This window comes from Stenotrophomonas sp. SMYL20 (assembly GCF_036320045.1).
Classification (GTDB): Bacteria; Pseudomonadota; Gammaproteobacteria; order Xanthomonadales; family Xanthomonadaceae; genus Stenotrophomonas; species Stenotrophomonas maltophilia_A.
This window is the reverse complement of the sequence record NZ_JAWIRT010000007.1, coordinates 164142-183664: the sequence shown is the minus strand read 5'-3', so window position 1 is coordinate 183664 and position 19523 is coordinate 164142. Positions and strand designations below refer to the sequence as shown.

Sequence of the window (19523 nt, the reverse complement as noted above, 5' to 3'; positions counted from 1 at the left end):
TCCCCTTTGGGGGCCGTACGATCCTTTATCGACGTTCGTGTGCGGGATGGGGATCGCTCGACTCGTCTGTCGGCTAGTATCCGCAGATGCATGCTTGACGGTCCCTCCACCCTGGCTCCTACATACCGCGTAGGAGCCGGGAGGAACATACAAGCCATGCTCGACCCGGGTACCGCAGAGTGGTCATTTGCGATCTTGTGTGTCGCAGGATCACCTTCACGGCGGACGGGATACCCGGCATTCTTGAGCGGTCCCAGTCGATCCGGTGCCCCATGCTCCGTCTTGCTTCCACTCTCGCGTTGCTCATCGTCGCGCCGCTGGCCTCCGCAGCCAGCGATCCGCGCGACGTGGTCACCCGTCTTTACGCGGCAGTCCAGGCGCCGGCTTCGGACGAAGCGACCATTCCGCCGTTGCTGGGCGATGCGCTGCGCTCAGCCATCGATGCGCAGCGCGCTTACGAGCGGACCTGTGCGGTGCTGGCCGCGCATGACGAGAAGCCGCACATGCTGGACCAGAGCCCGTATCTCATGGCGCCGGATCGGCCGGAAACGGTAAAGGTGGGGCTGCCCGCGACGAGCGGCGATGGCAGTTGGGTGTCCGTCGAAATGGCGATAGGCGACTATCGCTGGACCGACCGTGTCCTGCTGCAAAGGCAGGGCCAGGACTGGAAGGTCATGGACATCCGCTGGGGCCAGGGCGGCAACCTGATCGGGCGGCTGAAGCAGTTCTCGGCCTTCCGCTGCACCGCTTCTGGCGGCTAGCGCCGGGGCGCGCCCGACGCCTCGACCTCAGCCTTCCAGAATGAAAGCGGCCGCGACCTTGCGGCCTTCGCCCGCCAGGATGTTGAAGGTGCGCGCGGCGGCCGGATTGTTCATCACTTCCAGGCCGATGCCGCGTGACAGGCAGGCAGCCATTACCACTGCCGGCGGGAATACCTGGCGGTCACCCGTGCCGAGCACGATCAGCGCCGGGTTCAGCGCCAGGATCGGCTCCAGGTCAGCCAGCTGCAGCGCGGTGGCGCTCACTACCGGCCATTGCGTGACCAGCTGGTCCGGGGTCAGGAAGAAACTGCTGCCCAGCACCTGGTCATTCACCTTGGCCGAGCGGCCATCGGCGGCGCGCAGGCTGTAGGCGTAATCGGGCGGTTCGTGGTTCAGCTGCATGGCAGTAAGGCGATCAGCCGCGCGGCAGCACGATCTGGCGCTGTTCCTTGCTCGGGCGGTACAGCACGGCGACGTGGCCGATGCGCTGTACCAACGCGCTCTCGGTGGCTTCGACGATCTCGCCGATCATCACGTCACGGGCGTCGCGGTCTTCGGCAGCGACCTTCACCTTGACCAGCTCGTGGCGCTCCAGCACTTCGTTCAGCTCAGCGATGAAGGCCGGGGTCACGCCCTTGCCGCCGGTCTGCAGCAGGGCCTTCAGGTCGTGGGCTTGGCCGCGCAGGAAACGGGTCTGGGAAGCGGTCAGGGCGATGGACATGCAGGAAAACACGGTTGAATGGGGCGATCAGGGTATCATGAGGACCCCATCAGCCCCTATTTTCAATGGCTACCCGCAGCAAAAGCAGCCAGCGCTGGCTCAAGGAACACTTCTCCGACCCCTTCGTGAAGAAGGCCCAGGCCGAAGGCATGCGCTCGCGCGCGGCCTACAAGCTCGAAGAGCTGCTGGAACGTGACCGGTTGCTGAAGCCGCACATGGTGGTGGTCGACCTTGGCGCGGCCCCGGGCGGCTGGTCTCAGCAGGTTAGGAGACAGATCGGCGATACCGGCCGCGTGCTGGCACTGGATATCCTGGACATGCCGCCGCTGGCCGGCGTGGAGTTCCTTCATGGTGACTTCAGGGAAGAAGCCGTTCTATCGCAGTTTGAAGCCATGCTCGGGGATCAGCCGGTAGACCTTGTGCTGTCGGACATGGCCCCCAATAAGAGTGGTGTAGGCGCGGTCGACCAGCCGCGGATGATGCACCTGGCGGAGCTGGCTCTGGATTTTGCCGACAACCACCTGAAGACCGGTGGCGCATTCCTGATCAAGCTGTTCCAGGGCGAGGGCTTTGACGACTACGTGCGCGACATGCGCCGCCGGTACGACAAGGTCTCCATCCGCAAGCCGGAAGCCTCGCGCAAGCGCTCTCCCGAGGTGTATGCCTTGGGTCAGGGAAAACGCGCCCACATGAAGTAAGCTCGCAACGTACGCAAGTTCGACCACAACGCAACGCCAGCACTGAGAGGAACACCGGAGCCAATGAGGATGAACGACTTGACCAAGAACCTCCTGCTATGGGTGGTCGTCGCCGTCGTGCTGATGGTGGTCTTCCAGAGCTTCTCGCCGAAGTCCTCCGGGGCCGGCGCGCAGGGCGCGTCGTACTCGCAGTTCCTGGACCAGGTGGACAGCGGCAACGTGCAGAAGGTCGCCTTTGGTGGCGACATGCGCGGCGGCACCAGCCAGCTGACCTACACCACCCGCGGTGGGCAGTCGTCCACCATCACCGCACCGTTCGATCGTGACCTGATCAACGTGCTGCGTACCAAGAACGTGGAGATCGTGCAGGAGGAGCCGTCCAGCGGCATTTCCCTCGGCGCGATCCTGATGAATTTCCTGCCGGTCATCCTGATCATCGGCTTCTGGTTGTTCATCATGCGCCAGATGCAGGGCGGTGGCGGTGGTGCCAAGGGCGCGATGTCCTTCGGCAAGTCGCGCGCCAAGCTGCAGGGCGAAGACCAGATCAAGGTCACCTTCGCCGACGTCGCTGGCTGTGACGAGGCCAAGGAAGAAGTGGGCGAGCTGGTCGACTTCCTGCGCGACCCCTCCAAGTTCACCAAGCTGGGCGGCAAGATTCCGCGCGGCGTGCTGATGGTCGGCCCGCCGGGTACCGGCAAGACGCTGCTGGCCAAGGCCATCGCCGGCGAAGCCAAGGTGCCGTTCTTCTCGATCTCCGGTTCGGACTTCGTGGAAATGTTCGTCGGCGTCGGCGCCAGCCGCGTGCGCGACATGTTCGAGCAGGCCAAGAAGCACGCCCCCTGCATCATCTTCATCGACGAAATCGACGCCGTCGGTCGTCACCGTGGCGCCGGCCTGGGCGGCGGTCATGACGAGCGCGAGCAGACCCTGAACCAGCTGCTGGTCGAGATGGACGGTTTTGAAGGTGGCGAAGGCGTGATCGTGATCGCTGCGACCAACCGTCCGGACGTGCTGGATCCGGCGCTGCTGCGCCCGGGCCGTTTCGATCGCCAGGTCGTGGTCGGCCTGCCGGACGTGAAGGGTCGCGAGCACATCCTGAAGGTGCACATGCGTAAGCTGCCGCTGGCCGACGACGTCGAGCCGATGGTGATCGCGCGTGGTACCCCGGGCTTCTCCGGCGCCGACCTGGCCAACCTCTGCAACGAGGCTGCCCTGTTCGCCGCGCGTGGCAACGAGAAGGAGGTCCGCATGGACCACTTCGACCGTGCCCGCGACAAGATCCTGATGGGTGCCGAGCGCCGCTCGATGGCCATGAGCGAGGAGGAGAAGACCCTCACCGCCTACCACGAAGCCGGCCACGCCATCGTCGGCCGTCTGGTGCCCGAGCATGACCCGGTCTACAAGGTCACCATCATTCCGCGCGGCCGCGCGCTGGGTGTGACCATGTACCTGCCGGAAGGCGACAAGTACTCGATGAACCGCGTGGCGATCAAGTCGCAGCTGTGCTCGCTGTACGGTGGCCGCGTGGCCGAAGAGCTGATCTTCGGTGCCGACAAGGTCACCACCGGCGCCTCCAACGACATCGAGCGCGCCACCAAGATGGCCCGCAACATGGTCACCAAGTGGGGCCTGTCCGACCAGCTAGGCCCGATCGCCTATGGCGAAGAGGACGACGAGGTGTTCCTGGGCCGTTCGGTCACCCAGCACAAGAGCGTGTCCAACGACACCGCGCGCCGCATCGACGAGGAAGTGCGTAACATCCTCGACGAGGCTTACGCACGCACCACCGAGCTGATGACGGCCAACCTGGACAAGCTGCACGCGATGTCCCAGCTGCTGCTGCAGTACGAGACCATCGACGCGCCGCAGATCGACGCCATCATGGAAGGCCGCGATCCGCCGCCGCCGGCCGGTTGGAACAAGTCGAACAAGGATGGTGGCAACGACAAGGGCGGCGACGCCCGTCCGCTGCCGCCGATCGCAGGCCCGGCCGAATCGCACTGACGGCCCGCTGCACGTGACACCAGACGAGGCCGGGGCAACCCGGCTTCGTCGTTTCCGGGCCACTGGCCCATCCCGAAGAACTGATCTGACGCTGGAGCCCGCATGTCCGCCCCGAAGCCCGAACCGATTTCCCACACCGCCGAAATGGTCATCGCCACCGTGGTCGGCGTGGGTGTGGGCCTGGGGGCCGACAATCTGCTGCTGGGCTGCGTGGTGGGTATCGGTGTCGGCATCGTGCTGAGCATCGTCAGAACCCTGTACGTGGACCGCAAGCGCCGCCGCCGATAAGGGTGTCGGCAGGGCTGCGCCCTGCACCCGCGGTAGTGCCGGCCGCTGGCCGGCAACCTCAGCAGCAACAGCAACAGCGGGCTTTCCGTAGGATGGCGGGGCGGTGTCGGAGTGCGGGGACGCTGCAAGTACGTCCCTGTAAGCTTGGCAGCCGCTTGCTCGCGTGCGCATTCCTGCGCACACGGCAAGACCGGGGTTGGGCGTCCTGCCCAACCCGCCCGAGGCATGCCTCGGGCCCATGCGGCTGACACCCCGCCTTCCGACACCGCCCCACCTCTGACAGATCTCCGCGGCTGTTGGTAGGTGTCGACCTTGGTCGACACATCTGTCAGATATCGAATGAGTCATCCACGCATGGCGTGGATCTACTGCAGATCGCAGAAAACTGTCGAAGGCGGGGTGGGGGGGGGGGGGGGGGGGGGGGCGGCGGGGGCCCCCCCCCCCGCCCCCCCCCCCCCCCCCCCCCCCCCCCCCCCCCCCCCCCCCCCCCCCCCCCCCCCCCCCCCCCCCCGCCATCCCTCAGTAAACCCGCTGTTGCTCCGGCTCTTGCTGTAGCTCTGGCCTCTGCGGGTGCAGGGCGCCGCCCTGCCGAACTAAACTACCCGCCGTTGTCCCTGCAGGATTGCCCATGTTCGATACCTCGCCCCAGCTCGATTGCGCCGGCCGCATCCTGCGCCTCGACCGTGCCCGGGTCATGGGCATCGTCAACGTCACCCCGGACTCGTTCTCCGATGGCGGCGCGCACGACACCACCGAGGCCGCGGTCGCCCATGGCCTGAAGCTGGTCGAGGAGGGCGCGGACCTGCTCGATATCGGCGGCGAATCCACCCGCCCGGGCGCCGCGCCGGTATCGGTCGAGGAAGAGCTGCGCCGGGTGCTTCCGGTGATCGAGCAGCTGGCCGCCCGTACGCAGGTTCCGATCAGTATCGATACCTTCAAGCCGGAGGTGATGCGTGCGGCCGTGGCCGCCGGCGCCGGCATGATCAATGACATCTACGGCCTGCGCCAGGAGGGGGCGCTGGATGCCGCCGCTGAAGCCGGCGTGCCAGTGGTGCTGATGCACATGCAGGGCGAGCCGGGCCACATGCAGGCTGACCCACACTACGATGACGTGGTCGCCGAGGTGCACGGTTTCCTGGTGCAGCGCCTGTTCGCTGCAGAAATGGCCGGCATCGCGAAGAAGAACCTGCTGGTCGACCTCGGTTTCGGCTTCGGCAAGACCACGGCCCACAACATGACCCTGCTGGCGCGCTCGGAACGCTTCCTGGAACTGGGCGTGCCGATGCTGGCCGGCTTGTCGCGCAAGCGCAGCCTGGGGGAACTGACCGGCCGCGATACGCCGTCCGAACGCGTGGCCGCGTCGGTGGCCGCGCACCTGATTGCGGTGCAGCGTGGTGCGCGCATCGTGCGCGTGCATGACGTGGCGGCCACCGTCGATGCGCTGAAGATCTGGCAAGCGGTGGAAGCCGTGCCGACGCCGCGCGCCGACGCCACGCCGACGATCCGCTGGCCGGACGAAGACTGATGGGCATCGACCGGCGGCCACTGGCGATCGCCGTGATGGGGCCGACCGCCAGTGGCAAGACCGCCACCGCGATCGCCCTGGCACAGCAGCTGGATGGCGAAATCGTCAGCGTCGATTCGGCGCTGGTGTACCGCCACCTGGATATCGGCTCGGCCAAGCCTGATGCGGCCGAGCGCGCACAGGCCCCCCACCACCTGCTGGACCTGCGCGATCCCTGGCAGACCTATTCGGCGGCCGAGTTTGCGGCCGATGCCGGTCGCGTTGTGGCCGACATCGTGGCGCGCGGCAAAATGCCGATCCTGGCCGGTGGCACGGGGCTTTATTTCCGCGCCCTGCTGCAGGGCCTGTCGCCGATGCCCGAAGCCGATCCGGCGACGCGCGAAGCGCTCAGCGCCGAGGCGGCCGAGCGTGGCTGGGCGGCGCTGCACGCAGAGTTGGCCAAGGTCGATCCAGCAGCAGCGGCACGCATCCATGCCACCGACCCGCAGCGCATCCAGCGGGCGCTGGAGGTCTATCGCCTGACCGGCACCCCCATCACTGAATGGCAGCGCCGGCCGGGCGTGGCGCCGTTGCCGGTGCGCACCCTCAAGCTGATCCTGGCGCCGCGTGACCGCGCGGTGCTGCACCAGCGCATCGAGGCGCGCTTCGACGCCATGCTGGCGCAGGGCTTCCTCGACGAGGTGCGGGCGTTGCGCGCGATGCCGGAAATGACTGCCGTGGAGGCGCCGCTGGACCTGCCGGCAGTGCGCGCGGTCGGCTATCGGCAGGCCTGGGAATACCTGGACGGGGAGGGCGATGCCGCCCGCTTCCGTGACAAGGCGATCTTCGCCACGCGCCAGCTGGCCAAGCGCCAGCTGACCTGGCTGCGCGGCGAGCTTGATGCGCGCTGGTTCGACCCCCATATCGACCAGGAGCGCCTGGCCGGCGCGGTGTCGACCTTCGTCGCACGCTGAACCCCCGCCAGCCGTGTAACATCATCGGTCGGCGGGCGGCTCGGGGGCCGTGGCAACCGTCGGCAACCCAATAAGAACAATAATCAGGAGTGTGCAATGTCCAAGGGGCAATCGCTGCAGGATCCTTTCTTGAATGCACTGCGGCGCGAACGCGTGCCGGTTTCGGTGTACCTGGTGAACGGCATCAAGCTGCAGGGCACGATCGAGTCGTTTGACCAGTTCGTGGTCCTGCTGCGCAACACGGTCAGTCAGATGGTCTACAAGCACGCCATTTCCACGGTCGTTCCGGCACGCAACGTGAAGGTCGGTCCGGGCGGTGGTTACGTGCAGTCGGGTGAAGGTGGTCAGGCAGGTGATGAAGCAGACGAGTAATACCGGAGCGGTGAATGTTTGACCGCTCGAAGAAGGGCGAACACGCCCTGTTGATCCAGCCCCATTTTGGCAAGCTGGAAGACGATGTGCTTGAAGAGTTCGGTGATCTGGCCCGCTCGGCTGGGGCCAGCATCGCCGCGACGATCACCGCACGCCTGGATCGTCCGAATCCGTCGACCCTGATCGGCAGCGGCAAGCTGGACGAGATCAAGGCCGCGGCCGATGCCAGCGGTGCCGACCTGATCCTGGTCAACCATGCGTTGAGCCCGGGCCAGGAGCGCAACCTGGAACGCTTCCTCGAGCGCCGGGTGATCGACCGTACCGGCCTGATCCTGGACATCTTCGCCCAGCGTGCGCACAGCCACGAGGGCAAGCTGCAGGTCGAGCTGGCGCAGCTGCGTCACCTGGCCACGCGGCTGGTGCGCGGCTGGACCCACCTGGAGCGCCAGCGCGGTGGTTCGATCGGCCTGCGTGGCCCGGGTGAAACCCAGCTGGAAACCGACCGCCGCCTGTTGCAGAAGCGGGTCGAGCAGCTGCAGAAGCGGCTGGAAAAGGTCGAGGTGCAGCGCACCCAGATGCGCCGCGCGCGCGTGCGCAGCGAGCTGCCGCGTGTTGCCCTGGTCGGCTACACCAACGCCGGCAAGTCGACCCTGTTCAACGCCATGACCGGCGCCGAGGCCTATGCCGCCGACCAGCTGTTCGCAACGCTGGATCCGACCGTGCGCCGCATCGCGGTGCCGGGCGGCAACGTGGTGCTGGCCGACACCGTCGGCTTCGTCCGTGATCTGCCGCATGACCTGGTCGCTGCGTTCCGCTCGACCCTGTCCGAGGCGCGCGAGGCCGATTTCCTGCTGCATGTGGTCGACGCCGCCGATCCGCACCGCGAGGAGCGCATCGCCCAGGTCGACGAGGTACTGACCGCGGTCGGTGCCGGTGACCTGCCGCAGCTGCTGGTGTTCAACAAGATCGACCGGATCGAGGGCGCCGACGTCCGCCACGATGGCCAGGACGGTATCCCGGATGAGTCGCGTCGCGAGCGGGTGTGGATTTCCGCGCGTGACGGGCAGGGCCTGGAGCTGCTGCAGGCAGTGCTGGGCAAGCGCCTGGGCCTGCAGCATGTCACCGGCGAACTGCGCCTGCCGCCGGATGCCGGCCGCCTGCGTGCGCGCCTGCACCAGTTGGAAGTGATCCGCAGCGAGCAGGCCGACGAAGACGGCTGGCTGCTGCAGGTCGACCTGCCGATCGCAGAAGCCGAAAAGCTGGCCGCCAGTGCAGACGGCGCGCCGATCCGGGCGCTGCTGCCGGAGAAACTGCCGGAGTGGTGAGCTAGCGGCCGATGCCTGGTAGTGCCGGCCGCTGGCCGGCAGCGCAACCGTGCCGGAGGAGCGCGACATCCGCCTGTCATCTGCGGTACAACGTGCAGATTCTTCACCCCACCGTCATGCCGATGTCCATTCCCACCGACGCTGAACTCAATGCCCAGTCCGCCGCGCTCGGGCAGCGCCTGCAGCAGGCTTCGCTGCAGCTGGTGACCGCTGAAAGCTGCAGTGGTGGCTGGATCGCCAAGTGCATGACTGATATTGCCGGTTCCTCGGCGTTCTTCGACTGCGGCATGGTGGTCTACAGCTACGAGGCCAAGCAGCGCCTGCTGGGCGTGCGTGCGCAGACCCTGGAGCAGTTCGGCGCGGTCAGCCGCGAAACCGTGCTGGAAATGGTGTCCGGTGCGCTGGTCAATTCCGGCGCCGGTATCGCCGTGGCGGTGACCGGCATCGCCGGTCCTGGTGGCGGCAGCCCGGACAAGCCTGTCGGCAGCGTCTGGATCGGCTGGAAGCGCCGCGGTGGCTACGCCCGTGCCGAGCTGTTCCAGTTCGATGGCGACCGCGAAGCCATCCGCCGGCAAACCGTGGCGGCGGCATTGCGCGGTATCGACGCCCAGCTGTGACATGCTGCTCCGGTAATCGTCCGGAGCACGCATGATGTGGGAAACGCTGGGCACGGTCCGTGACCTGGGCCGACTGCAGGAAATCGCCGTCGTCCTGATCCGCTATGGCTTCGGCGATGTGGTGCGGCGCATCGGCCTGGCCAGCACGCTGGAGCGGGCAGGGCGCCTGCTGCACTGGAACGAGGAGCGGCAGGAACTGTTGCGGATGACCGCGCCGGTGCGCGTGCGCAGCGCGATGCAGGATCTCGGCCCGACCTTCGTCAAGCTCGGCCAGGTACTGGCGACGCGCGTCGACCTGCTGCCGCCGGAATGGATCGCCGAGCTCTCTGAACTGCAGAACGCGGTGCCGGCGCTGCCGTACGCGGATATCCGCGAGCAGCTCGAGGCCGACCTGGGTGCATCGCCTTCAGAAGTGTTCGCCTTCCTCGATGAAACCCCGATGGCCGCCGCTTCGCTGGCGCAGGCCCATCGCGCGCGCCTGCATGACGGTCGCGAGGTGGTGCTGAAGGTGCGGCGCCCCGGCATCCGCGATGTGGTCGAAGCGGACCTGCGGCTGCTGGCCCGCCTGGCCGAAATCGTCGAGGCGCGCCTTCCGGACCTGCGTCGTTACCGCCCGGCCGAAGTCGTGCAGCAGTTCACCGTATCGCTGCGCCGCGAGCTGGATTTCGCCGCCGAATGCCGCAATGCCGAGCGCATCGCACGCAACTTCAAGGGCCGCGACGACATCCTGATTCCCGACGTGCACTGGCAGTGGACCTGCGAAAGCCTGAACGTGCAGGACTTCGTCGACGGCATTCCCGGGCGTGACCTGGCCGGCGTCGATGCGGCCGGGCTGGACCGGCGCGAATTGGCGCGACGCGGTGCGGACATCGTGCTGAAGATGGTGCTGGAGGACGGCAGCTTCCACGCCGACCCGCACCCCGGCAACATCATCTACCTGCGAGACGGCCGCATCGGCGTGATCGATTTCGGCATGGTCGGCGCGTTGTCGGAGGTGCGCCGCTTCCAGGTCGCGCAGCTGCTGCATGGCCTGGTCGAGCAGGACCCGCAGGGCGTGGCCGACGTGCTGCTGGACTGGGCCGGTGGGGTGGAAGTGGACGAGAACCGGCTGCAGCACGACATCAGCCAGTTCGTCGACCAGTACCGCGGCGTGCCGTTGAAGGACCTGCGCATCGGCCTGATGCTGGGCGACATCACCCAGTTGCTGCGTAGCTACAGCCTGACCCTGCCGGCCGACCTGGCGTTGATGATCAAGGCGTTCCTGACCCTGGAAGGCATGGGCCGCCAGCTCGACCCGGATTTCGACATGGCCAGTGCTGCGCGCCCCTTCCTGGAGCGGGTGGTGCTGCAGCGCTACGCGCCCAGGGCGCTGCTCAAGCGCGGCCGGCGCAGCCTGCTGGGCCTGGTCGACTTCGCCGGCGAACTGCCACGCGACCTGCGCAAGCTGGTCCAGGCCGCCCGCCGTGGGCGCCTGCAGCTGAAGGTGGAAACCACGGCGCTGCAGGGCTTCGGCGAGCAGGTGAACCGTGCGGCGAACCGGCTGGTGATGGGCATCGTCACCGCCGCATTGATCATCGGCTCGTCGATCGTGATGCACAGCGTTGGCGGCGTCTCCAGCCGTTGGCTGCTGGCACTGGGCGTGTGCGGCTTCATCGGCGCCGGCTTCTGCGGCGTCTGGATCCTGTTTTCGATATGGAGAAGCGGCAAGCACACATAGTGTGCTTGCCGCAGCGGTTCCCAACGGGAGCCGCGGAATCGCTGCGCGATTCCTGTAGAGCCGACCGCTGGTCGGCTGCTTCTGCTCTCGCCTTTGTCTCTGCCAGCCAGGCCAAGCCCGGCGACGATTACCGAGCACAGCTCGGCACCACAGCTGTCGCCGTGTCGCCCCCGGCACTTGCAGTCCCGCTCATTAGTAGTAATACTACTAACCATGGACCTGACCGACACCCAGCAGGCGATCCTGCAGTTGATCGCCGAGCGTATCGAGAGCGAAGGCGCGCCGCCGTCGCAGACTGAAATCGCACGTGCGTTCGGCTTCAAGGGCGTGCGCGCGGCCCAGTACCACCTGGAAGCCCTGGAGCAGGCCGGTGCGATCCGTCGCATCCCGGGCCAGGCCCGCGGCATCCGTCTGGTGCAGGCGCCACCGGTCGAGAAGCTGGCCGAGCCGGGCCTGCCCGACAGCGTCCTGCGCCTGCCGGTATTGGGCCGTGTCGCAGCCGGCCTGCCGATCGGTGCCGATATCGGCTCGGACGACTTCGTGGTGCTGGACCGGGTGTTCTTCTCGCCGGCACCGGATTACCTGTTGAAGGTGCAGGGCGATTCGATGATCGACGAGGGCATCTTCGACGGTGACCTGATCGGTGTGCACCGCACCCGCGATGCCCATTCCGGACAGATCGTGGTGGCCCGCATCGATGACGAGATCACCGTCAAGCTGCTGAAGATCGCCAAGGATCGTATCCGCCTGCTGCCGCGCAACCCCGACTACAAGCCGATCGAGGTGCTGCCGGACCAGGACTTCTCGATCGAGGGCCTCTATTGCGGCCTGTTGCGACCCAACCGTTGACCCGTTCCATAGCGCATTACCCCGCGGTCTTTTGTGGCGATTCTCTGGTTCCACTGAGGTTGGTACGGATGTCCGATAATTCTTTTCAGAGCGCCGGGCAGAATCTCAGCCTGTGCGATACGTCCGACTTAAAGTGAACCCATGGCAAAGAAGACCCCCAAAGACAGCACCTCCAACGACACGACCTCTGCAAGGACCAATCCGATGGACGAGAACAAGAAGCGCGCCCTCGCTGCAGCTCTGGGCCAGATCGAAAAGCAGTTCGGCAAGGGCTCGGTGATGCGCATGGGCGACCGCGTGGTCGAGCCCGTCGAAGCCATCCCGACCGGTTCGCTGATGCTCGACATCGCGCTGGGCATTGGCGGTCTGCCGAAGGGCCGTGTCGTTGAAATCTACGGGCCGGAATCCTCGGGCAAGACCACGCTGACCCTGCAGGCCATCGCCGAATGCCAGAAGATGGGCGGCACCGCGGCCTTCATCGACGCCGAGCACGCGCTGGACCCGATCTACGCCGCCAAGCTGGGCGTGAACGTGGACGACCTGCTGCTGTCGCAGCCGGATACCGGCGAGCAGGCGCTGGAAATTGCCGACATGCTCGTCCGTTCGGGTTCGGTGGACATCCTGGTGATCGACTCGGTCGCCGCGCTGACCCCGAAGGCCGAAATCGAAGGCGAGATGGGCGACCAGCTGCCGGGCCTGCAGGCCCGCCTGATGAGCCAGGCGCTGCGCAAGCTGACCGGCAACATCAAGCGCTCCAACACCCTGGTGGTCTTCATCAACCAGCTGCGCATGAAGATCGGCGTGATGATGCCGGGCCAGAGCCCGGAAACCACCACCGGCGGCAACGCGCTGAAGTTCTACGCCTCGGTGCGGTTGGACATCCGCCGTATCGGCGCGATCAAGAAGGGCGACGAGATCATCGGCAACCAGACCAAGATCAAGGTCGTCAAGAACAAGCTGGCGCCTCCGTTCAAGCAGGTCATCACCGAGATCCTGTACGGCGAAGGCATCAGCCGCGAGGGCGAGCTAATCGACATGGGTGTGGATGCCAAGCTGGTCGAGAAGGCCGGCGCCTGGTACAGCTACGGTGAAGAGCGTATCGGCCAGGGCAAGGACAACGCCCGTGGCTACCTGCGCGACAACCCGACGGTCGCTGCCAAGCTTGAAGCCGAGCTGCGCGAGAAGTTCCAGCCGACCGAAGCCAGCCGTGAGGAAGGCGACGACGAAGGCGACGACGAATAAGGCTTGCTGTGGGGCAGGGCGGCGCCGTCAGTGACGTCGCCCTGTCCCGCAGGTTCGAATCGCCCAGGGATGGGCTGGGCGCCACGGATGGCGCCACCCTTGGAGCACCGATGTCCGACGCCGACGACATTCCCACCGGCCGCAAACGCCGGCCGCGCGAGCAGACGCCCGTGCAACGAGCGCTGGGCCTGCTGGTCCGCCGCGAGCACTCGCGCAAGGAGCTCACCCGCAAGCTGACCGCACGTGGCATCGAAGATGAAGCCGCGCAGGCTGCTGTCGCCAAGCTGACCGAAGCCGGCTGGCAGGACGACACCCGTTTCGCCGAGAACCTGGTGCGGATGCGCGCCAACACCGGTTATGGGCCGATCCATGTCCGCGCCGAGCTGGGCACTCACGGCCTGGACAGTGCCGCGATTGCCGCGGCGATGGACAGCTATGAAGGCGACTGGCAGGAAAATGCCCGTGATCTGGTCCGCCGACGCTTCGGCGAGGCGGGTCCTCAGGACCTGACGCAGCGGCGCAAGGCCGCCGATCTGCTGGCCCGGCGGGGCTTCGACGGCGACAGCATCCGCCGTGCGACCCGCTACGACCCGGATGACTGAGACTGGCGGCGCCGGGCCTGATACCCTTTAGGTTTTCGGCGGTCCCTCGCGACCCTGGCCAACGCGGCCGGTGGTCCGGGCCCGCCGGCCCGCAGACTGCCAGCCCCCAATGAACGCATCCGCCAAATTCACGACTTCCCAGATCCGCAGCGACTTCCTTGAATTCTTCAAGGGCAAAGGCCACACCATCGTGCCGTCGGCGCCGCTGGTGCCGGGCAATGATCCGACCCTGCTGTTCACCAACTCCGGCATGGTGCAGTTCAAGGACGTGTTCCTTGGCGCGGAGAAGCGCAGCTACGTGCGCGCGGCCGACGTGCAGCGCTGCCTGCGCGCGGGCGGCAAACACAACGACCTCGACCAGGTCGGCTACACCGCACGCCACCACACCTTCTTCGAAATGCTGGGCAACTGGTCGTTCGGCGACTACTTCAAGAAGGATGCGATCGCCTGGGCCTGGGAACTGCTGACCCAGGTCTGGAAGCTGCCGGCCGAGCGCCTGCTGGTCACTGTCTACCAGACCGATGACGAAGCGTACGCACTGTGGCGCGACATGGTCGGCGTGCCGGAAGAGCGCATCGTGCGCATCGGCGACAACAAGGGCGCACCGTTCGCTTCGGACAATTTCTGGCAGATGGCCGACACCGGTCCGTGCGGCCCGTGCACCGAGATTTTCTACGACCACGGTGACCATATCGCCGGCGGCCCCCCGGGCTCCCCGGACGAGGACGGCGACCGCTTCATCGAAATCTGGAACCTGGTGTTCATGCAGTTCGACCGCCAGCCGGATGGCACCCTGGTGCCGCTGCCGGCGCCGTGCGTGGATACCGGCATGGGCCTGGAGCGCCTGGCGGCGATCCTGCAGCACGTGCACACCAACTACGAGATCGACCTGTTCCAGGCCCTGATCCGCAAGGCGTCCGAGCTGACCGGCACCGCCGACCTGGAGAACAAGTCGCTGCGCGTGATCGCCGACCACATCCGTGCCTGCTCGTTCCTGATCGTCGACGGCGTGCTGCCGTCCAACGAAGGCCGCGGCTACGTGCTGCGCCGTATCATCCGCCGCGCCCTGCGCCACGGCTGGATGCTGGGCGTGCGCCAGCCGTTCTTCAGCAAGCTGGTGCCGACCCTGGTCGAGCAGATGGGCGAGGCCTACCCGGAACTGCCGGCGGCGGTGGATACCGTCACCCGTGCGCTGCAGGCCGAGGAAGAGCGTTTCGCTGAAACCCTCGATGCCGGCATGAAGATCTTCGAGGACGTGGCCGGCAAGGCCAGCAATGGTGTGATCCCGGGTGTTGACGCGTTCCGCCTGTACGACACCTATGGCTTCCCGCTCGACCTGACCCAGGACATCGCCCGCGAGCGCGACCTGACCGTCGACATCGCCGGCTTCGATGCGGCGATGGAGCAGCAGCGCGAAACCGCGCGCGCGGCCGGCAAGTTCGGCGGTGGCGTGACCCTGCCTGCCGAGCTGGTGGCGACCCTCAGCCCAACCGTGTTCCTGGGGTATGACCGCCTGCAGGCCGACGGCCTGACCGTGCTGGCGCTGCTCAAGGACGGTCGTCCGGTGCAGTCGGCCGATGCCGGTGATGCGGTCATCGTGATCACCAACCAGACCCCGTTCTACGCCGAATCCGGCGGCCAGGTCGGCGACACCGGCGTGCTCACCGGCAACGGCGTGCGCCTGGTGGTGGAAGACACCCAGAAGTTCGCTGGCCAGTTCCATGGCCACGTCGGCACCCTGTCCGAAGGCGGCCTGAAGGTCGGCGATGTGCTGTCCGGCCAGGTCGATGGCGAGCGCCGTGGCGCCACCATCCTCAACCACTCTGCCACCCACCTGCTGCACGCCGCCCTGCGCGAAGTGCTGGGCACCCACGTGCAGCAGAAGGGCTCGCTGGTGGCGCCGGACCGCCTGCGCTTCGACTTCTCGCACTTCCAGCCGATCAGCGCGGAAGAGCTGGCCGTGATCGAGCGCAAGGTCAATCAGCAGGTGCGTGCCAACAATGCAGCCGAAGTGCACACCATGGGCATGCAGGAAGCGCTGGACTTCGGCGCGATGGCCCTGTTCGGCGAGAAGTACGGTGAGCACGTGCGCGTGCTGAAGATGGGTGACTACTCCACCGAGCTGTGCGGCGGTACCCACGTCAACCGTACCGGCGACATCGGCCTGTTCAAGATCACCTCCGAGGGCGGCGTCTCCGCCGGCGTGCGCCGCATCGAGGCGGTCACCGGCCAGGGTGCCCTGGACTACGTGGATGCCGAAGAGGCCCGCCTGGCCGAGGCCGCCGACCTGCTTGGCGGCAGCGCTGCCGACGTGGTCGAGAAGATCCGCGCCCTTGGCCAGCGCCAGAAGCAGCTGGAACGCGAGCTGGAGTCCGTGAAGGCCAAGGTTGCCGCTGGCGCCACCGCCGACCTGTCCGGCCAGGCCGTCGAGGTTGCCGGTGTGAAGGTGCTGGCGGCGCGCCTGGAAGGCTTCGACGCCAAGGCCCTGCGTGACGCCATGGACCGCCTGAAGCAGCAGCTGGGCGATGCGGTGATCGTGCTGGCCGGCGCCCAGGACGGCAAGGCCGCCCTGGTCGCGGGTGTGAACGGCAGCGCAATGGGCAAGGTCAAGGCCGGGGAACTGTTGTCCCATATCGCCGGTCAGATCGGGGGCAAGGGCGGCGGACGCCCGGACCTCGCCCAGGGTGGTGGCGAGGACGGGCCCGCCCTTGCCACTGCGCTGGCTGCAGTCGTCGAATGGGTCAGCCCCCGCCTGTGATGAACCTGGCCGTCCCCCTTCTTGTAGGAGCGGGACGGCTGACGGTACCATTGCGAATCTTTTCCCTTTGTCGTGGTAGCGCTTCTTGACGGAGCGTCAAGCCGGTGGGGGATACCCTTCCACACGGTTCCATGGAGACTTACAAAAATGTTGATCCTGACTCGCCGCGTCGGCGAAACCCTGATGATCGGAGACTCGGTGAGCGTCACCGTGCTTGGCGTCAAGGGTAACCAGGTGCGTATCGGCATCACCGCGCCGAAGGACGTCGCTGTGCATCGCGAAGAGATCTATCAGCGCATCCAGCGCGGTGACGAAGCCGGTGGCACCGGTAGCGAAAATTCTGCCGAATAACGCTTTACCTTCGCACTCGATTAACGTTATGATTCACGCCCCGCTGAGGTGCAACGCACCAGACGCGGAGAAAACCCCGGAGTGATGCCCGAGTGGCCGAAGGGGCTCCCCTGCTAAGGGAGTATAGGGTCAAAAGCTCTATCGAGGGTTCGAATCCCTCTCACTCCGCCAGATACAAAGAAGCGCCTGCAGATTCTCGATCTGCAGGCGTTTTTCTTTGCTCCAATACTCATCTCTGAATCACCATCCACCGATCATCGATCAGTGGATGGCGGCGAATCCTTTGTCCGCTCAAAGCTTCACCGTCACACCCACCTGGAAACCACGCCCCGGCAGTGGCGCAATGTATTTCAACGGCGAGTTGTGCGGCCGTGCTTCTTCATTGAGCAGGTTGCTGCCGTTGACGAACACCTCCACGCCGGCGATGTAGCTGTTGCGTACCGGCAGTTCGCGGCTGACCTGCAGGTCGACCAAGTTGAACGCATCCAGTGGCACCTCCTCGCTGACGTTGCGGCCGAGGTACTTCTGCCTGTCGTAGTAGGTGCTGGACAGCTGCGCCTTCCAGCCCTCACGCTGCCATTGCAGGTTGGCACCGTAGCGGTTGGTCGGCATGTTCGGCAGGTACTCGCCGTCATTGTGGGCACGCAGCGAATCGGGGCGGTCGGCCTTGTTCTTCACCAGGTCGGCGAAGGCGGACACATTCAACGTGCCGAAGCGGCCCAGGTCCAATGCCTGCGAAGCATCGATCTCGAAGCCCTTCACCGTGGTGTCGGTCTGCTTCCAGTACTTCAGTGGCAGGCGGTTGGCGGTCTGCAGGCCGGAGTAGCCGAGGTAGAGATAATTCTCGTACTTCATCCGGTACGCGGTGGCGGACAGCTCGAAACCGCCGAGATGGAACAGGCCGGTCAGTTCCAGGTTCTTCGCGCGTTCCGGTTCCAGATTCTGGTTGCCTTCTTCCTGGGTCATCACCGAGTAGTGTGCGTTGCTGGCATACAGCTCGTTGATCTCCGGGGCACGTTGCGAAGACGAGTAGCGCACCTTGGCCGCGAACATCGGCCCCAGCTCGACATACGAACCCAGGCTGTAGCTGTTGAGCCGGTAGTCGCGGTGCTGCAGTTTGGTGTTGGCGGCATTGCGCGCGGTCTTGAAGCGGCTGGGCTGCAATTCGTGATCCACACGCTCGTGGCGCATGCCTGCATCGAAGGTGGCCCAGCCGAAGTCCAGCGTCTCCTTCAGGAACACCGCATTGCTGCGCGTGTCCACGTCCGGCAGGTAGCGCTGCGAGCCGCTGCCGGTGACATTACGCGACTGATGGCTGAAACCGAGCAGGCCGCTGAGCGGGCCGATGCGTTGATGGCTGAGCAGCAGCTCGGCCTGGGTGCTCTCGAAATCGTAGTCGTTGGCCTTGGTGGCGCCCAGCCGCTCGCCTGAGGTGTTGTCCAGCTTGGAAACACGGAGTTCCGCGCGCTCGAACCACGGCAGTGGATCACGCAGCAGGGCTTCCAGTGCGTAGCGCTGCTGCTTGATCACCACGCCCACCGGCAGGCCATCGGCATAGTTGGAACCGAACGACAGGTTCTGCATCGAGAAGCCTGGAACGCCGTACTCGCTGTCCTTGGCATCAATGCTGACACCCACGTAGCCACGGTCGAAGAACAGGGTCGAGCCGAAGGCCACCTGACTGTTGCGCGCATAGCTGTTGCCCAGTCGGCGATGGTAGTTGGGCGTCACATCGTTGTTGATCTGCTTCTGCACATACGACGGCGTACCGGGCACGTAGGCCGGGTTGACCGGATTGATGTAGGTGCGGCGCTGCCAGACCGAGGTCGGATTGTTGGTGTAGAAGGAGAAATCACCATCGGCCCAGTCCGGGTTCTCGGTCATGAACTGGTCGATGTACGGCTGCGAGGCCTTGTTGTAGAGCTGCTGGACGCGCGCCTCTTTCTGGCAGGCGTCAGCCAGTGCCGAGTTGACGCCCCCGCCTGCCGGGAACAGCCCGGTGTTGCAGACGCTGGCCTTGCTGTTGCCGGGGATGTCGTAGTGCGAGATGCGCTGCCGCGACACCTGCAGATTGGTGGAGATGTTGCGCTGGTTGTTGAAGTTCATGCGGAAGCCCTGCGCGTCGGCCGCGTTGAAGCCCTTGCGCAGGACCAGTTCCATCGACTGATCCTTGTCTTCCATGCTGCGCGAGATCAGGCCCGAGTCGATCTCCACGCTGCCGCCGATCGCATTGCCCCCATAGCGCACGGTGTCGGAGGACTTGTTGACGGTGACGCTGCGTACGAACAGCGGATCGAACGGGATGTTGATGTCACCGCTGATCGCGTTCATGCCCAGAATCGATTGGCCGTCCTGCAGGATCTGCACGCGGTTGCCGCTGAGGCTGCGGATGACCGGAGCGCCCGCGTTTGGCCCGAAGGCGCTGCTCTGCACACCGGAGACGTGTTCGAGCAGGCCGCCGAGGGTGCGGTTCTGCGCCTGCGGATTGTCGACGGTGACCCGGCTGTCGATGCGCGAGGGCTGGGAGGCCTGGACCTGGAGGGTGGGGAGGGTGGGTTCGTCCGCGGCCTGGGCGGTGTGGACGGCGAACAGAATGGCTGCAGCAAGGAGATGGCGGCGCATGACACGATCCGTGAAGTTGATGTGAAATGTTATAACGTAACTCTTTGTATCGACAAGGGCGGATTGGGCCTTGCCACCAGGGCTGGATATGAGAACGGTTCTCATATGAGAATGGCGG

The 19523-nt window shown here is 66.0% G+C and carries 18 protein-coding genes and 1 tRNA gene; 16 read left to right on the top strand and 3 right to left on the bottom strand.

What is annotated here, in order from left to right:
- Nucleotides 1-272 precede the first annotated feature (272 nt).
- Entirely contained in the window at nucleotides 273-761 is a 489-nt protein-coding gene (locus V3B48_RS07685) for a hypothetical protein (RefSeq protein ID WP_329893470.1), read from the top strand.
- 27 nt (nucleotides 762-788) lie between these two features.
- On the opposite strand, the gene V3B48_RS07680 is transcribed toward V3B48_RS07685, so the two are convergent.
- Both V3B48_RS07680 and yhbY read right to left on the bottom strand, forming a co-directional pair.
- Complete coding sequence (locus V3B48_RS07680) at nucleotides 789-1163, bottom strand: Mth938-like domain-containing protein (protein ID WP_012510659.1); 375 nt, start codon at nucleotides 1161-1163, stop codon at nucleotides 789-791.
- 13 nt (nucleotides 1164-1176) lie between these two features.
- Nucleotides 1177-1482: a ribosome assembly RNA-binding protein YhbY gene (yhbY, locus tag V3B48_RS07675; protein WP_004152868.1), complete on the bottom strand. Its 306-nt coding sequence runs from the start codon at nucleotides 1480-1482 to the stop codon at nucleotides 1177-1179.
- A 65-nt stretch (nucleotides 1483-1547) separates the two neighbouring features.
- On the opposite strand from yhbY, the gene rlmE reads away from it, so the two are divergent.
- From rlmE to V3B48_RS07600, 15 genes are all read left to right on the top strand, one after another.
- A complete protein-coding gene (gene rlmE, locus V3B48_RS07670; protein ID WP_005409014.1) occupies nucleotides 1548-2180 on the top strand; it encodes a 23S rRNA (uridine(2552)-2'-O)-methyltransferase RlmE in 633 nt (210 codons plus the stop codon).
- Nucleotides 2181-2249: 69 nt separating this feature from the next.
- Complete coding sequence (gene ftsH, locus V3B48_RS07665) at nucleotides 2250-4184, top strand: ATP-dependent zinc metalloprotease FtsH (protein ID WP_010485966.1); 1935 nt, start codon at nucleotides 2250-2252, stop codon at nucleotides 4182-4184.
- A gap of 102 nt (nucleotides 4185-4286) precedes the next feature.
- Nucleotides 4287-4472, top strand: a complete 186-nt coding sequence (locus V3B48_RS07660) for a hypothetical protein (protein ID WP_121503759.1) — start codon at nucleotides 4287-4289, stop codon at nucleotides 4470-4472.
- Nucleotides 4473-5100: 628 nt separating this feature from the next.
- Complete coding sequence (folP, locus tag V3B48_RS07655; protein WP_121503757.1) at nucleotides 5101-5997, top strand: dihydropteroate synthase; 897 nt, start codon at nucleotides 5101-5103, stop codon at nucleotides 5995-5997.
- The gene (miaA, locus tag V3B48_RS07650) at nucleotides 5997-6950 is read left to right on the top strand and encodes a tRNA (adenosine(37)-N6)-dimethylallyltransferase MiaA (protein ID WP_329893468.1); all 954 of its coding nucleotides are present in this window, start codon (nucleotides 5997-5999) and stop codon (nucleotides 6948-6950) included. The genes folP and miaA overlap by 1 nt, the downstream gene beginning before the upstream one ends.
- Before the next feature lie 96 nt (nucleotides 6951-7046).
- A complete protein-coding gene (gene hfq, locus V3B48_RS07645; protein ID WP_004152891.1) occupies nucleotides 7047-7322 on the top strand; it encodes an RNA chaperone Hfq in 276 nt (91 codons plus the stop codon).
- A gap of 14 nt (nucleotides 7323-7336) precedes the next feature.
- Nucleotides 7337-8647: a ribosome rescue GTPase HflX gene (hflX, locus tag V3B48_RS07640; RefSeq protein ID WP_032128411.1), complete on the top strand. Its 1311-nt coding sequence runs from the start codon at nucleotides 7337-7339 to the stop codon at nucleotides 8645-8647.
- A gap of 122 nt (nucleotides 8648-8769) precedes the next feature.
- Nucleotides 8770-9264 carry a nicotinamide-nucleotide amidohydrolase family protein gene (locus V3B48_RS07635; protein WP_010484249.1) on the top strand — a complete coding sequence of 165 codons (495 nt, stop codon included), beginning with the start codon at nucleotides 8770-8772 and terminating at the stop codon, nucleotides 9262-9264.
- Between the two features lie 34 nt (nucleotides 9265-9298).
- Complete coding sequence (ubiB, locus tag V3B48_RS07630) at nucleotides 9299-10981, top strand: 2-polyprenylphenol 6-hydroxylase (RefSeq protein WP_049461320.1); 1683 nt, start codon at nucleotides 9299-9301, stop codon at nucleotides 10979-10981.
- Nucleotides 10982-11194: 213 nt separating this feature from the next.
- Nucleotides 11195-11830, top strand: coding sequence for a transcriptional repressor LexA (lexA, locus tag V3B48_RS07625; protein ID WP_032128412.1), 636 nt, complete (start codon nucleotides 11195-11197; stop codon nucleotides 11828-11830).
- A 204-nt stretch (nucleotides 11831-12034) separates the two neighbouring features.
- The gene (gene recA / locus V3B48_RS07620) at nucleotides 12035-13072 is read left to right on the top strand and encodes a recombinase RecA (RefSeq protein ID WP_010484252.1); all 1038 of its coding nucleotides are present in this window, start codon (nucleotides 12035-12037) and stop codon (nucleotides 13070-13072) included.
- Nucleotides 13073-13182: 110 nt separating this feature from the next.
- Complete coding sequence (gene recX, locus V3B48_RS07615) at nucleotides 13183-13674, top strand: recombination regulator RecX (protein ID WP_014036760.1); 492 nt, start codon at nucleotides 13183-13185, stop codon at nucleotides 13672-13674.
- Between the two features lie 109 nt (nucleotides 13675-13783).
- A complete protein-coding gene (gene alaS, locus V3B48_RS07610; RefSeq protein ID WP_329893467.1) occupies nucleotides 13784-16432 on the top strand; it encodes an alanine--tRNA ligase in 2649 nt (882 codons plus the stop codon).
- 147 nt (nucleotides 16433-16579) lie between these two features.
- Nucleotides 16580-16783, top strand: coding sequence for a carbon storage regulator CsrA (gene csrA / locus V3B48_RS07605; protein WP_004152909.1), 204 nt, complete (start codon nucleotides 16580-16582; stop codon nucleotides 16781-16783).
- 78 nt (nucleotides 16784-16861) lie between these two features.
- Nucleotides 16862-16954, top strand: a tRNA-Ser gene (locus tag V3B48_RS07600).
- 120 nt (nucleotides 16955-17074) lie between these two features.
- Here the strand turns inward: V3B48_RS07600 and V3B48_RS07595 are convergent.
- Complete coding sequence (locus tag V3B48_RS07595; RefSeq protein WP_329893466.1) at nucleotides 17075-19405, bottom strand: TonB-dependent receptor; 2331 nt, start codon at nucleotides 19403-19405, stop codon at nucleotides 17075-17077.
- Nucleotides 19406-19523: the final 118 nt, after the last annotated feature.

Excerpts from the sequence above, each read along its gene's own strand:
- miaA (WP_329893468.1), top strand. The coding sequence starts at position 5,997 with ATGGGCATCGACCGGCGGCCACTGGCGATCGCCGTGATGGGGCCGACC.
- V3B48_RS07685 (WP_329893470.1), top strand. The coding sequence starts at position 273 with ATGCTCCGTCTTGCTTCCACTCTCGCGTTGCTCATCGTCGCGCCGCTG.
- recX (WP_014036760.1), top strand. The coding sequence starts at position 13,183 with ATGTCCGACGCCGACGACATTCCCACCGGCCGCAAACGCCGGCCGCGC.
- folP (WP_121503757.1), top strand. The coding sequence starts at position 5,101 with ATGTTCGATACCTCGCCCCAGCTCGATTGCGCCGGCCGCATCCTGCGC.
- lexA (WP_032128412.1), top strand. The coding sequence starts at position 11,195 with ATGGACCTGACCGACACCCAGCAGGCGATCCTGCAGTTGATCGCCGAG.
- V3B48_RS07680 (WP_012510659.1), bottom strand. The coding sequence starts at position 1,163 with ATGCAGCTGAACCACGAACCGCCCGATTACGCCTACAGCCTGCGCGCC.
- ubiB (WP_049461320.1), top strand. The coding sequence starts at position 9,299 with ATGTGGGAAACGCTGGGCACGGTCCGTGACCTGGGCCGACTGCAGGAA.
- hfq (WP_004152891.1), top strand. The coding sequence starts at position 7,047 with ATGTCCAAGGGGCAATCGCTGCAGGATCCTTTCTTGAATGCACTGCGG.
- hflX (WP_032128411.1), top strand. The coding sequence starts at position 7,337 with ATGTTTGACCGCTCGAAGAAGGGCGAACACGCCCTGTTGATCCAGCCC.
- ftsH (WP_010485966.1), top strand. The coding sequence starts at position 2,250 with ATGAACGACTTGACCAAGAACCTCCTGCTATGGGTGGTCGTCGCCGTC.
- csrA (WP_004152909.1), top strand. The coding sequence starts at position 16,580 with ATGTTGATCCTGACTCGCCGCGTCGGCGAAACCCTGATGATCGGAGAC.
- yhbY (WP_004152868.1), bottom strand. The coding sequence starts at position 1,482 with ATGTCCATCGCCCTGACCGCTTCCCAGACCCGTTTCCTGCGCGGCCAA.
- V3B48_RS07635 (WP_010484249.1), top strand. The coding sequence starts at position 8,770 with ATGTCCATTCCCACCGACGCTGAACTCAATGCCCAGTCCGCCGCGCTC.
- V3B48_RS07660 (WP_121503759.1), top strand. The coding sequence starts at position 4,287 with ATGTCCGCCCCGAAGCCCGAACCGATTTCCCACACCGCCGAAATGGTC.
- V3B48_RS07595 (WP_329893466.1), bottom strand. The coding sequence starts at position 19,405 with ATGCGCCGCCATCTCCTTGCTGCAGCCATTCTGTTCGCCGTCCACACC.
- rlmE (WP_005409014.1), top strand. The coding sequence starts at position 1,548 with ATGGCTACCCGCAGCAAAAGCAGCCAGCGCTGGCTCAAGGAACACTTC.
- alaS (WP_329893467.1), top strand. The coding sequence starts at position 13,784 with ATGAACGCATCCGCCAAATTCACGACTTCCCAGATCCGCAGCGACTTC.
- recA (WP_010484252.1), top strand. The coding sequence starts at position 12,035 with ATGGACGAGAACAAGAAGCGCGCCCTCGCTGCAGCTCTGGGCCAGATC.